The 11,820-nt window shown below is 72.0% G+C and carries 12 protein-coding genes; 5 read left to right on the forward strand and 7 right to left on the reverse strand.

The window, feature by feature from the left end; translation table 11 throughout:
* Positions 1 to 63 precede the first annotated feature (63 nt).
* The gene (locus ACFXAZ_RS13160; RefSeq protein ID WP_384588869.1) at positions 64 to 264 is read right to left on the reverse strand and encodes a hypothetical protein; all 201 of its coding nucleotides are present in this window, start codon (positions 262 to 264) and stop codon (positions 64 to 66) included.
* 665 nt (positions 265 to 929) lie between these two features.
* Entirely contained in the window at positions 930 to 1,883 is a 954-nt protein-coding gene (locus tag ACFXAZ_RS13165; RefSeq protein ID WP_384588872.1) for an ROK family protein, read from the reverse strand.
* Positions 1,884 to 2,103: 220 nt separating this feature from the next.
* Here ACFXAZ_RS13165 and ACFXAZ_RS13170 point away from each other — a divergent pair, with 220 nt between their 5' ends.
* Positions 2,104 to 3,153 carry a LacI family DNA-binding transcriptional regulator gene (locus ACFXAZ_RS13170; RefSeq protein WP_384588876.1) on the forward strand — a complete coding sequence of 350 codons (1,050 nt, stop codon included), beginning with the start codon at positions 2,104 to 2,106 and terminating at the stop codon, positions 3,151 to 3,153.
* A 10-nt stretch (positions 3,154 to 3,163) separates the two neighbouring features.
* Positions 3,164 to 3,955, forward strand: a complete 792-nt coding sequence (locus ACFXAZ_RS13175) for a hypothetical protein (RefSeq protein WP_384588879.1) — start codon at positions 3,164 to 3,166, stop codon at positions 3,953 to 3,955.
* Between the two features lie 39 nt (positions 3,956 to 3,994).
* Here ACFXAZ_RS13175 and ACFXAZ_RS13180 read toward each other — a convergent pair whose 3' ends face one another.
* Positions 3,995 to 5,299, reverse strand: coding sequence for a DUF6986 family protein (locus ACFXAZ_RS13180; RefSeq protein ID WP_384588882.1), 1,305 nt, complete (start codon positions 5,297 to 5,299; stop codon positions 3,995 to 3,997).
* 241 nt (positions 5,300 to 5,540) lie between these two features.
* Between ACFXAZ_RS13180 and ACFXAZ_RS13185 the strand changes: the two genes are divergently transcribed.
* Entirely contained in the window at positions 5,541 to 6,473 is a 933-nt protein-coding gene (locus ACFXAZ_RS13185) for an endonuclease/exonuclease/phosphatase family protein (RefSeq protein WP_384588885.1), read from the forward strand.
* A 135-nt stretch (positions 6,474 to 6,608) separates the two neighbouring features.
* On the opposite strand, the gene ACFXAZ_RS13190 is transcribed toward ACFXAZ_RS13185, so the two are convergent.
* From ACFXAZ_RS13190 to ACFXAZ_RS13205, 4 genes are all read right to left on the reverse strand, one after another.
* Positions 6,609 to 7,571 carry an electron transfer flavoprotein subunit alpha/FixB family protein gene (locus ACFXAZ_RS13190; RefSeq protein WP_384588888.1) on the reverse strand — a complete coding sequence of 321 codons (963 nt, stop codon included), beginning with the start codon at positions 7,569 to 7,571 and terminating at the stop codon, positions 6,609 to 6,611.
* A gap of 237 nt (positions 7,572 to 7,808) precedes the next feature.
* Positions 7,809 to 8,597 carry an electron transfer flavoprotein subunit beta/FixA family protein gene (locus tag ACFXAZ_RS13195; protein ID WP_384588891.1) on the reverse strand — a complete coding sequence of 263 codons (789 nt, stop codon included), beginning with the start codon at positions 8,595 to 8,597 and terminating at the stop codon, positions 7,809 to 7,811.
* Between the two features lie 219 nt (positions 8,598 to 8,816).
* Positions 8,817 to 9,326: a flavin reductase family protein gene (locus tag ACFXAZ_RS13200; protein ID WP_384588894.1), complete on the reverse strand. Its 510-nt coding sequence runs from the start codon at positions 9,324 to 9,326 to the stop codon at positions 8,817 to 8,819.
* Between the two features lie 172 nt (positions 9,327 to 9,498).
* Positions 9,499 to 9,912, reverse strand: a complete 414-nt coding sequence (locus ACFXAZ_RS13205; RefSeq protein WP_384588897.1) for a TlpA family protein disulfide reductase — start codon at positions 9,910 to 9,912, stop codon at positions 9,499 to 9,501.
* Positions 9,913 to 9,987: 75 nt separating this feature from the next.
* Between ACFXAZ_RS13205 and ACFXAZ_RS13210 the strand changes: the two genes are divergently transcribed.
* Together ACFXAZ_RS13210 and ACFXAZ_RS13215 are read left to right on the forward strand one after the other, a co-directional pair.
* On the forward strand, positions 9,988 to 10,404 hold the full coding sequence (locus ACFXAZ_RS13210; RefSeq protein ID WP_384588899.1) for a DUF4395 domain-containing protein: 417 nt from the start codon (positions 9,988 to 9,990) through the stop codon (positions 10,402 to 10,404).
* Between the two features lie 361 nt (positions 10,405 to 10,765).
* The gene (locus ACFXAZ_RS13215) at positions 10,766 to 11,494 is read left to right on the forward strand and encodes a lysophospholipid acyltransferase family protein (protein ID WP_384588902.1); all 729 of its coding nucleotides are present in this window, start codon (positions 10,766 to 10,768) and stop codon (positions 11,492 to 11,494) included.
* Positions 11,495 to 11,820 lie beyond the last annotated feature (326 nt).

The raw sequence follows: 11,820 nt of genomic DNA on the forward strand, positions 1-11,820 counted from the left end.
CGCCGGTCCCCCGCGGTACGGGGTCCGGCGCCACGGCGCTGGGGGCGGGTGGTGGGCCGCCCCTCACTTCTTGGGGCCGCCCCCGCCCAGGGCGTTCTCGTCCATGGCCAGGCTGTCGCTGGCGATGGTCTGGTCGACGGCGCTGAGGGTGCCGTTCACATCGATTTCGGCCAGTTCGTCGCCGAGCCCGTGGGACGGGGAGATGGCGGCGACGACAAATCCGGTGGCGAGGGAGGCGATGGCCAGCATGCTGCGCTTCTTCATGCCCCGCTCAACTCCCAGGGCGGCACTGGGGTCACGGTCCGGCGCCGTACGGAGGACACCTTCCAGATCCTCGGCAACCGCGCGGTGGCACTGTTCAACGAGTCCTCCAGCCCGCAGCGCATCACGACGACCGCCAGGGCGGTGAGCCTGCTCGCCGCCTCCGGGCACATCGGCCACGATCTGTGGCAGCACCGCACCGGCAACGCCGCGGGCCCCTCACGACGACCGTCCCCGCCCTGGGCACCGTCCTGCTACGGGGCCGAGCGGACTCCCGGAGGGCGGACCCAGTACCCGCCCTCCGTCGAATTCGGCTTGGACAGCCGCCCGCTGATCGCGGCCGACCGACCCGCCCCGCTCGACACCCACCTCACGACCGCCGACCGCACCCCGGCCAGGACGCCTCGGTCACCCTGCGCGCGCCCGACGGCTGGACGGTCCGCGCCGCCTCCCCGGCCACGGCCCGCTCCCTGCCGACCGGCCGCGAGGGCTCGCCACCCGCTGGAGGGTCACCGCACCAGCGAACGCCGAACCGGGTGCGTACGACCTCCGGCCGCGACTGGGCGGACGCCCGCTTGAGCCGTGGCGTCTGATCGAACGAACATCGCGATGTGATCGACCGATCAGCCAACAACCCCCCGGCCGACCGCCCGAACCACCAGCGCGCCCTAAACCCCCGCCACCGTCGTGTCCGTACGGCGGGCCAGAACCGCCGCCGCCGCGCCGACCAGCCCCGCGTCCGTCCCCATCTGCGCCGGAACGATCGTCAGCCGCTGAACGAACGAAAGCGTGGCGTAGGTACCGAGGGCCTTGCGGAGGGGGTCGAGGAGCACGGGACCCGCCTTGCCGACGCCTCCCCCTATGACGGCGATGTCGATCTCGACCAGGGTCGCGGTGGCCGCGATCCCGGCGGCGAGGGCGTGCGCGGCGCGTTCGAAGGAGGCGGTGGCCACCGGATCGCCCGCGCGCGCGGCGGCGGCCACCGCCGCGGCGGACGTGTCACCGTCCGGTCCGGGCCGCCAGCCTCCCTCCAGCGCCCGCCGGGCGATGTTCGGACCGCTCGCGATCCGTTCGACACAGCCGCGCGAACCGCACGCGCAGGGATCGCCGTCGAGGTCCACGCAGATGTGACCGATGTGGCCGGCGTTCCCGGTCGGGCCGGGGTGCAGTCGTCCGTTCAGGACCAGGCCGCCTCCGACGCCGGTGGAGACCACCATGCACAGCGCGTTGTCGTGGCCGCGCGCGGCGCCCTGCCAGTGTTCGGCGGCGGTGATCGCCACGCCGTCGCCGATGAGTTCGACGGGCAGCCCGCCGGTCGCCTCCTGGACCCGGTGGACCAGTGGATAGTCCCGCCAGCCCGGAACGTTCACCGGGCTCACGGTCCCGGCGGAGGCGTCCACCGGGCCCGCGCTGCCGATGCCGAGGGCGTCCACGCGGCCCCACAGCGGCGAGGCGATGAGTTCCCGGAGCACCTCCTCGACGGCTCCCATCACCGTGTCGCCGTGCTTCTGTGCGGGCGTCGGGCGCTGCGCCCGCACCAGGATCGTGCCGTGGCCGTCCACCAGCGCTCCGGCGATCTTGGTGCCGCCGATGTCGAGCGCTGCCACGAGGTCGGTGTGCATCAGAGTGGGATCTCCCCGTCAAACCAAGGTCGGTCTCCCCGTGAGGCCACGGGGAATGGGTAGGCCGGTCCAGCGGTGGGGCGCGCGGGCCGAAGATTGCGGTGGACAGTCTCTCCCGCTTCTGACAACGTTGTCCAGGCCCTATGCTCGATGCCACATCCCACAAATGCCCCGACGCGCCGACGCAGCCTCGTGGACCACAGGAACAGGACACCCCATCGTGCCCGACACGCACCGCCGAGCAGACGGCCTCCCGACGACCCGCTACGGCAACCGGCCGACCATGAAGGACGTGGCCGCACGAGCCGGGGTCGGCCTGAAGACGGTCTCGCGTGTCGTCAACGGAGAGCCCGGGGTCACGCCCGAGACCGAGCGGCGTGTCCAGGAGGCCATCGACGCCCTGGGCTTCCGCCGCAACGACAGCGCGCGTGTCCTGCGCAAGGGCCGTACGGCGAGCATCGGGCTGGTCCTGGAGGATCTCGCCGACCCGTTCTACGGGCCGCTCAGCCGCGCCGTCGAGGAGGTGGCACGCGCGCACGGAGCGCTGCTGATCAACGGCTCCAGCGCGGAGGACCCCGAGCGCGAGCAGGAGCTGGCGCTGGCGTTGTGCGCCCGCCGGGTGGACGGGCTGGTGGTCATCCCGGCCGGTGACGACCACCGCTATCTGGAACCGGAGATCCGCGCGGGCGTGGCCACGGTTTTCGTGGACCGCCCGGCCGGGAAGATCGACGCCGACGCGGTGCTGTCCGACAGCTTCGGCGGCGCGCGCAACGGGGTCGCGCACCTCATCGCGCACGGCCACCGCAGGATCGGTTTCATCGGTGACCGGCCGCGCATCCACACCGCCGCCGAACGGCTGCGCGGCTACCGGGCCGCCATGGAGGACGCCGGGATACCCGTCGCGCCCGCCTGGATGTCCCTGGGGGTGACCGACCCACAGCGGGTGCGGCGGGCGGCGGAGGAGATGCTCACCGGTCCCGACCCGGTCACCGCGATCTTCGCGGGCAACAACCGCGTGACGGTCACCGTGATCCGGGTCCTCGCCGAGCAGACACGGCGGATCGCCCTGGTCGGCTTCGACGACATCGAGTTGGGCGATCTGCTCCAGCCGGGTGTCACCGTCGTCGCCCAGGACGCGGCGGCCCTCGGCCGCACGGCCGCCGAACGGCTCTTCCGGCAACTGGACGGCACTCTGATCACACCCGAGCGGATCGAACTGCCGACGCGCCTGATCCAGCGAGGCTCGGGCGAGTTCACACCGTCGAACTGAGGGGCACCGGATGGACGAACCGGACCGCGACGCCGCCCCCGCGTCACTCCCCGCCCCCGGCCGCACGCTGGAGGAGCTGGGCCTCGCCGTCGCCCCCCGCGATCATCCGCTGGCCTACCCCGGCGCCTGGCCCGCCGAGTCCGGCCTGCTCGTAGGCGATCGGCTGCTGCCGCTCACGCAGTTGGTCCACGAGGACCGTGTCCCGGTGCTCGCCGTCGGCTCCAACGCCTGCCCCGGCCAGCTCCGCCGCAAGCTCGCCGAATCCGGGATCACCACGCCGCTCCCCCTGGTCAAGACACGCGTGACCGGCCTCGGCGTCGGCGTGTCGGCGCACATCAGCCGCATGGGATACGTCAGCGCCTCCCCGTTCGCGGCCCCGGGCACCGTACGGGAGCTGTTCCTCACCTGGCTCGACGCCGCGCAACTCGCCGCGGTGGACGCCAGCGAGGGCGTCCCCCTGCCGGACGGCAACTACCGGCGCGCCTGGCTGCCCGCACCGCACGTGCGGATCGAACTGGCCGACGGCCGTACGCTGCCGGGCGCCTTCGCGTACGTCAATCGCCGCGGCGTGCTGCACGACGGCACCGGCACGCCCCGCCGCCACGGGGACCAGCGCACCCTGATCACCGAGTTGCTGATCGCTTCGCCCCGGCTGCGGGAGCTGTGCGGCGACACGCCGGAGCGGTTCTGTGCGCGCGTGCGCTCCGATCCGGCGCTCAGCGCGCGCGGGACCCTGTTGTTCGCGCAGGAGAAGCTGGTGACGGCGTCCGGTCTGGAGCGGTACGGGGGACACGCTCGGTAGCGGGACGGCGCGCAGCATCCTGGCTGCCTGTCCGGGGCGCTACTGTCCGGAAGCCGTCAGATCGGCCCGCCGGGGCACCGCGAAGCCCTCCAGGCCGGTCCGGGACAGTCCGGTCAGGCCGGTCACCTCGGCGATGTCGAGCGCCCCGCAGTCCAGGCCGCGCAGCAGATAGCCGCTGAGGGCCTTGGCGGTGGCCGGCTCGTCCATGATGTCGCCGGCGGTGCGGCTGGCGTACCGGGCGAGGCGGGCGGCGGCCGGTTCGAAGCCCTCGCGGTAGAAGGCGAAGACGGCGGCGTAGCGGGTGGGGAGGTGGCCGGGGTGCATGTCCCAGCCCTGGTAGTAGGCGCGGGCCAGGGCACGGCGTGTGAGGCCGTGGTGGAGCCGCCAGGCGTCGTGCACGTGCTCCGTCGTACCGACCGGCAGGACGTTGGTCGAGCCGTCCGAGACGCGTACGCCGGTGCCCGCGGCGGCGACCTGCATGACGGCCTTGGCGTGGTCGGCGGCGGGGTGGTCGCCGGCCTGGTAGGCGGCGGAGACACCGAGGCAGGCGCTGTAGTCGAAGGTGCCGTAGTGCAGTCCGGTGGCACGGCCCTCGGCAGCCTGGATCATCCGGGCGACGGTGGCGGTGCCGTCGGTGGCCAGGATGGACTGGCTGGTCTCGATCTGGATCTCGAAGCCGATCCGGCCGGGTTCCAGTGCGTGCGCCTTCTCGAACGCGTCCAGCAGCCGCACCATGGCGGTGACCTGCTCGGGATAGGTCACCTTGGGCAGCGTGAGGACCAGTCCGGCGGGCAGTCCGCCGGATTCGATCAGACCGGTGAGGAAGATGTCGAGGGTGCGGATGCCCCGGTCGCGGACCGGCGCCTCCATGCACTTCATCCGGATGCCCATGTACGGGGCGGCGGTGCCGTTCTCGTACGCCTCGGTGATCAGGCGGGCCGCGCGGGCGGCGGCCTCGTCCTCCTCGGCGTCGGGGCGGGGGCCGTAGCCGTCCTCGAAGTCGACCCGCAGGTCTTCGATCGGCTCGCGCTCCAGTTTGGCGCGCACGCGCGCGTGCACGGGTTCGGCGAGCGTCTCGTCGAGTCCGAGGACCGCGGCGAAGGAGGCGGCGTCCGGGGCGTGTTCGTCCAGGGCGGCGAGCGCCTGGTCGCCCCAGGAGCGGACGGTGTCGGCGGCGAAGGCGTCGCCGGGGACGTAGACGGTGTGGACGGGCTGGCGGGTGCCGGGGTCTCCGGGGTAGCGGCGCTCCAGTTCGGCGTCGACCGGTCCGAGGGAGGCACTGATCTCCTCGCTCACGGCGCCCGCGAGGCTCGTCCGCACCCGCTCCTGCTGGCCCTGACCCATCCCACACCCTCCGCTTTTCCGCTTCATGGAATCAACAATCCGTTGAATGAAGCTATCTGTCGCCCGTTCCGACGGTCAACACCTCTTCCGAACCGAGTCACTCCCGGATTTCGGCATGTTCACGCCCATCTCATCCGGCGGTACAACCATGCGGTACACACGATCAGGACCCTGCTGAACGAACCCGGCGAGCCCCCAGCCCGGATGTCCCGTTTCCCAGCGAACCAGCGAAGGAGCCCCCGTGCCGAGCCGCACCCGCCTCACGCGCCGTCTGGGCCTGAAGACCGCGCTCGCCGCCACGATCGCCGTCCCCCTGTCGAGCACCCCGCTCACCACCGGCGCCGCGTCCGCCGCGTCCGCCGCGTCCGCCGCATCCGCAGGCGAGCGCCAAGGGCGCCGCCTGGAGGTCATGTCCTTCAATCTGCGTTTCGCGAGCGACACCGAGCCCCACAGCTGGACCGTCCGCAGACCGGTCATGCGCGAACTGCTGCGCCGTGAGCGCCCCCAGCTGATCGGCACCCAGGAGGGCCTCTACCACCAGCTGCGCGACATCGAGAGCGACCTCGGAACGCACTACGACTGGATCGGCACCGGCCGCGCGGGCGGCAGCCGCGACGAGTTCATGGCGATCCTCTACGACACCCGCCGCTTCACCCCGCTGGCGTTCGATCATTTCTGGCTGTCCGACACGCCCGACGTCATCGGCTCCAACACCTGGGGCGGGGGCTCCATCCGCATGGTCACCTGGGTCCGCTTCCGCGACCTCGCCGACGACGGCCGGGAGTTCTTCTTCCTCAACACCCACCTGGACAACAGCAGTCAGAACGCACGCGCGCGTGCCGCCGCTCTGATCACCCAGCGCATCGCCGCCCTGGACCCCGCTCTCCCCCTGGTGGTCACCGGTGACTTCAATGTCGCCGCGCACAGGAACCCGGTGTACGACACGCTGCTGGCCGCCGGTCTCACCGACACCTGGGACACCGCCGCCGAGCGCGGCGCGCTGTACGCCACCTTCCACGGCTACCGCCCGCTGACCCCGGACGGCGACCGCATCGACTGGATCCTGGCCACCCCCGGCGTGACCACCCACCGCGCGGTCATCAACACCTTCTCCGCGAACGATCAGTTCCCGAGCGATCATTTGCCGGTACAGGCGACACTCACGCTCGGCTGACCGCCGACACGCCCACCCGCACGCCCGACGGACCGCCAACACGTCGCCCCCCCGCACGTACGACACGCCGAGGCCCCCATGACCGCATCAACGGTCACGGGGGCCTCGTACGAGACTCCGGGCCTTGCCGGACGATCAGCCCTTGCGGGTCTTGATCTCCTCGGTGAGCTGGGGCACGACGGCGAAGAGGTCGCCGACGATGCCGTAGTCGACCAGGTCGAAGATCGGGGCCTCGGCGTCCTTGTTGACGGCGACGATGGTCTTGGAGGTCTGCATGCCCGCGCGGTGCTGGATCGCGCCCGAGATACCGGCCGCGATGTACAGCTGCGGGGAGACCGACTTGCCGGTCTGGCCGACCTGGTTGGTGTGCGGGTACCAGCCCGCGTCGACCGCCGCGCGCGAGGCGCCGACGGCCGCGCCGAGTTCGTCGGCCAGCGTCTCGATGATCGCGAAGTTCTCGGCGCCGTTGACACCGCGTCCGCCGGAGACCACGATCGCGGCCTCGGTCAGCTCGGGGCGCCCGGTCGCCTCGCGCGGCGTGCGCGCGGTGACCTTCGTGCCGGTCGCCTGGTCGGAGAACGCCACGGTCAGGGCCTCCACGTCACCGGCGGCCGGGGCGGCCTCCACGGGCGCGGCGTTCGGCTTGACGGTGATGACCGGGATGCCCCGCGAGACGCGGGAGCGGGTGGTGAAGGCGGCGGCGAACACCGACTGGGTGGCGACGGGGCCCTCGTCGCCGTCGGTCAGGTCGATGGCGTCGGTGATGATGCCGGAGCCGATGCGCAGCGCGAGGCGGGCGGCGATCTCCTTGCCCTCCGCCGACGACGGGACCAGCACCGCGGCCGGGGAGACGGCGTCATAGGCGGCCTTGAGGGCGTCGACCTTGGGGACGACCAGGTAGTCGGTGTACTCGGCGGCGTCGTGGGTGAGGACCCTGACGGCGCCGTGCTCGGCCAGGACGGGAGCGGTGTCGGCGGCGCCGTTGCCCAGGGCGACGGCGACCGGGTCGCCGATGCGGCGGGCCAGGGTCAGCAGTTCCAGGGTGGGCTTGCGGACGGCACCGTCCACGTGATCGACGTAGACGAGAACTTCAGCCATGGGACTATCTCTCCTGCTTGCGAAGGATGCGGGGCGGGCGGCGTGTCACGCCGTACGGCTCACCCGGGTGGCGAGACCCGGACGAACCTCGGGCTCGCGGGCCTGGGGGCGGGCCTCCGGCACGCGGGCCGGGGACGGGCTTCCGGCACGCGCGGGCATCGGACGAACCACCGACGCGCGCGGCGTCGGACGACCCTCCGGCTCGCGCGACCCGGACGAACCCGTGACGCGCGGGGCTCAGACGAACTTCTGGCTCGCGAGGAACTCGGCGAGCTGCTTGCCGCCCTCGCCCTCGTCCTTGACGATCGTGCCGGCCGTGCGGGCCGGCCGCTCGGCCGCGGAGTCGACCACCGTGTAGGCGTTGTCCAGGCCGACCTCGTCCTCGTCGATGTCCAGATCGGACAGGTCCCAGGACTGCACCGGCTTCTTCTTGGCCGCCATGATGCCCTTGAACGACGGGTAACGGGCCTCGCCCGACTGGTCGGTGACCGACACGACCGCGGGCAGGGACGCCTCCAACTGCTCGGAGGCGGCGTCGCCGTCGCGACGGCCGGTGACCGTGCCGTCCTGGACGGAGACCTCGGACAGCAGCGTGACCTGCGGGACGCCCAGGCGCTCGGCGAGCAGGGCGGGGACGATGCCCATGGTGCCGTCGGTGGACGCCATGCCGGAGACGACCAGGTCGTAGCCGGCCTTCTCGATCGCCTTCGCCAGCACCAGGGACGTACCGATCGCGTCGGTGCCGTGCAGATCGTCGTCCTCGACGTGGATCGCCTTGTCCGCGCCCATGGACAGCGCCTTGCGCAGCGCGTCCTTGGCGTCCTCGGGGCCGACCGTCAGGACGGTGACCTCGACGTCGTCGTCGGAGTTCTCGGAGATCCGCAGCGCCTGCTCGACCGCGTACTCGTCCAGTTCGGAGAGCAGACCGTCCACGTCGTCGCGGTCGACGGTCAGGTCATCGGCGAAATGCCGGTCGCCAGTGGCGTCGGGCACGTACTTCACGGTGACAACGATCCTCAAGCTCACGCCGGCTCTCCTACTGCAATCGTCATTTTTCGGCTGCCTTCCAGCAGGCAGCATAGGCGCCTCTGGCGGCCGGTCCCGGTCGGGGCGACCCGCGCCCCGCACAAGATATTACTCGTCAGTACATCCAGTTCATTCCCACTAAGCAAGCGCTTTGAACTGTGACCTTTGCAACGCAGCGTAACCGGAACTGGACGGTCCCGCAGGCGCACGTTCAAGTGATCAATCCCGCAGGCCGGTGAAGCCCCCTTGGTGATAGAGCAGGGGTCGTCCGGTACCCGTGGGGTCGCCCAGGACGACCTCGGCGATCACGATCCGGTGATCACCCGCGGGCACGCGCGCGTGCACCCGGCACACCGCCCAGGCGAGCACCCCGTCCAGCACCGGAACCCCCTCGGGCCCCTCGCGCCACCGCGTCGGCGGCGCGAACCGATCAGCCCCGCTCCGCGCGAACGTCATGGCGAGTTCCCCCTGCCGCTCCCCCAGCACATGCACCCCGACGTACTCCGCCGCCGAGACGGCCGGCCAACTCGACGCGCCCGTGCCGATCCCGAAGGAGAGCAACGGCGGCTCGGCCGCGACCGACGCCAGGGACGTGGCCGTGAACCCGACCGGACCCCGGGCGCCCGCCGCCGTGATCACGGCGACCCCCGCCGCATGCCGCCGGAAGACGGAACGCAGCAACTCGGGCGAGCCGGGCCGGGCGGCCTCCAGATCCGGCGTGGCCGTCATGGGGTGGTCCTGGGCATACGTTCAGGCTGACGACGGGTGGTGGATACGGTCAAGTACGTCCCGGCATATGGGAGATGGCTCACCGACGCCGAGTGACCCATCTGACGCCGGCCCGTTCCCCTCACGCGGCGCCTCGGCCCGGCCACCCGGCTCCGCCGCGCGGTGGCCCCTCTCACACCGCCTCGCCCAGTGCCGCGATCACATCCGCCCTGCGCGGCTGCCCGGTCGCGCGCCGCACGATCCGCCCGTCCGCGTCGAGGACGAGCACAGTGGGCGTCTTGAGGATCTCCAGTTCGCGTACGAGGTCCAGGTGCGCCTCGGCGTCGATCTCGACGTGGGCGACGCCCGGGACCAGTTGGGCGACCTCGCCCAGGATCCGGCGGGTCGCCCGGCAAGGGGCGCAGAAGGCGCTGGAGAACTGCACGAGGGTGGCCCGCTCTCCCAGGGCGCCGCCCAGTTCCGTGGCTCCGAGCCGTTTGCCGTCGTCGCGCCCGCGCACCCGTACTCTCCCGCTCCGCCGCTTGTGCAGCACTCCGTAGACGCTCGCCGCCGCGAGCACCGCAAGGCACACCACCAGTCCGGTCATCGGTCGGGTCAGCGTTCACGAGACTGCAAAGATTCCCGGGCCGACGGCGCGTCCACGCTACGGAATGCTTGATTCATGGACATCGATGTGAGAGGGCCGCGGTTCGGGGCGGCCGTGACCGCCGTGGTCCTGGCGGTCGTGCTGATCATCGGCAGTGCCTGGCTGCTGGCCTGGCAGACGCTGGCGTTCGCGCTCGGCGCGGCGGGCGGGGTCGGCCGGTCGCCGTACGGCTGGGTGTTCCGGCGGTTCGTACGGCCCCGGATCGGGCCGCCGACCGCGTTCGAGCCGCCGGAGCCGCCCCGGTTCGCGCAGACGGTCGGGCTCGGTTTCGCGCTGCTCGGCCTGATCGGTTTCGCGCTGGGGCCGCAGTGGCTGGGGCTCGCGGCGACCGGGGCGGCACTCGCGGCGGCCTTCCTGAACGCCGCGTTCGGGTACTGCCTGGGCTGCGAGGTGTATCTGCTGGGGCGACGGGTGGCGGTGCGGGCGAAGTAGGGGGGCGCGTGAGGCGTGCGGGCGTCGTGGCGGCCATGTGGCCGGGCGGGGGCGGGACCATGGCGGGGCGCAGGACCGTACGGGGGCGTGTCGAGGCCGTGTCGAGCCCCGGCCGGGGCCGTGTCGGGGAAAGGCCGGGAACAGTCCAGGAACAGGCCGGAGACAGGCCGGGGACAGGTCTTCACCGGGTCGCGCTGGGCCGTCCGTAGGACGTGACGAGGATTACGCCGGGTGCGGGCACCAGGGGTGGCCCCCGGTTCGTTCTTCGGGCACCATCTGCGAGATGCCGTAAACCTACGGCTGCGTAGCTTTCCGCCGGGAGACCCCTTCCCTGGCAGAGCAGGAAGGGCCCGCCCCGCCCATGGCAGAGCTTGTGTATCGTCCCGTGATCGGTTTTGCCCGTACGCTGTTCAAGGCATGGGACCTGAAGATCGATTGCCAGGGTTCGGAGAACATCCCGCGCGCGGGCGGCGCCGTGCTGGTCAGCAATCACATCAGCTATCTGGACTTCGTCTTCAGTGGTCTGTCGGCCCTGCCGCAGAAGCGTCTGGTGCGCTTCATGGCCAAGGAGTCGGTCTTCCGGCACAAGGTGTCCGGTCCGCTGATGCGCGGCATGAAGCACATCCCGGTGGACCGCAAGCAGGGCGAGACCGCGTACAAGCACGCGCTGGAGTCGCTGCGCGCCGGCGAGGTGATCGGAGTGTTCCCGGAGGCCACGATCTCGCCGTCGTTCGCGCTGAAGAGCTTCAAGTCGGGCGCCGCGCGGTTGGCGCAGGACGCGGGCGTGCCGCTGATCCCGATGGCCGTCTGGGGCACCCAGCGGCTGTGGACCAAGGGCCACCCGCGCAACTTCAAGCGCAGCCACATCCCGATCACCATCCGGGTGGGCGAGCCCATGGATGCCTCGCGCGACGAGTACGCGGGCGCCATCACCCGGCGACTGCGCGGGCGCGTGCAGGAGTTGCTGGAGGCCGCCCAGCGCGCGTACCCGGTCCGCCCGAAGGGCACCGACGACACGTGGTGGATACCGGCCCACCTCGGCGGCACGGCCCCGACACCGGAGGCGGTACGGGCGGCCGAGTCCCGCTGACGCGGGAGAGGGCGCGGAGGACGAGTCGTACCAAGGCCGGAGAGGGTGCCGGGGCCGAGCCGCACTGACGCGGAAGTGGGTGCGGGTGGCCGAGCCGTGCTGACGCCGGAGACGGCGCCTGGGGCCAAGCCGCACCCACGCCGGAGACCGAGCCGCACTCACGCCCGTCGGGACGCGCGCACTCACCCCGCAGACGGTCCACGCCACCAGGACGCCTCGCGGCGCGCGACCGCCAGTCCGGTCCCGTCCTCCCGTCCGAACCCCGCTCCGGCCTGCGGCCGGACGGCGATATCAAGCGCTAAATCCGTTGGCGGCGGGGGCTCGGC

Origin of the sequence: Streptomyces sp. NPDC059477 (assembly GCF_042749375.1) — a bacterium.
Classification (GTDB): Bacteria; Actinomycetota; Actinomycetes; order Streptomycetales; family Streptomycetaceae; genus Streptomyces.

Bases quoted from the DNA above. Each gene is read 5' to 3' on its own strand.
- ACFXAZ_RS13160 (WP_384588869.1), bottom strand. From the start codon at position 264: ATGAAGAAGCGCAGCATGCTGGCCATCGCCTCCCTCGCCACCGGATTT.
- ACFXAZ_RS13165 (WP_384588872.1), bottom strand. From the start codon at position 1,883: ATGCACACCGACCTCGTGGCAGCGCTCGACATCGGCGGCACCAAGATC.
- ACFXAZ_RS13175 (WP_384588879.1), top strand. From the start codon at position 3,164: ATGGACGAACCGGACCGCGACGCCGCCCCCGCGTCACTCCCCGCCCCC.
- ACFXAZ_RS13180 (WP_384588882.1), bottom strand. From the start codon at position 5,299: ATGGGTCAGGGCCAGCAGGAGCGGGTGCGGACGAGCCTCGCGGGCGCC.
- ACFXAZ_RS13190 (WP_384588888.1), bottom strand. From the start codon at position 7,571: ATGGCTGAAGTTCTCGTCTACGTCGATCACGTGGACGGTGCCGTCCGC.
- ACFXAZ_RS13200 (WP_384588894.1), bottom strand. From the start codon at position 9,326: ATGACGGCCACGCCGGATCTGGAGGCCGCCCGGCCCGGCTCGCCCGAG.
- ACFXAZ_RS13205 (WP_384588897.1), bottom strand. From the start codon at position 9,912: ATGACCGGACTGGTGGTGTGCCTTGCGGTGCTCGCGGCGGCGAGCGTC.
- ACFXAZ_RS13210 (WP_384588899.1), top strand. From the start codon at position 9,988: ATGGACATCGATGTGAGAGGGCCGCGGTTCGGGGCGGCCGTGACCGCC.
- ACFXAZ_RS13215 (WP_384588902.1), top strand. From the start codon at position 10,766: ATGGCAGAGCTTGTGTATCGTCCCGTGATCGGTTTTGCCCGTACGCTG.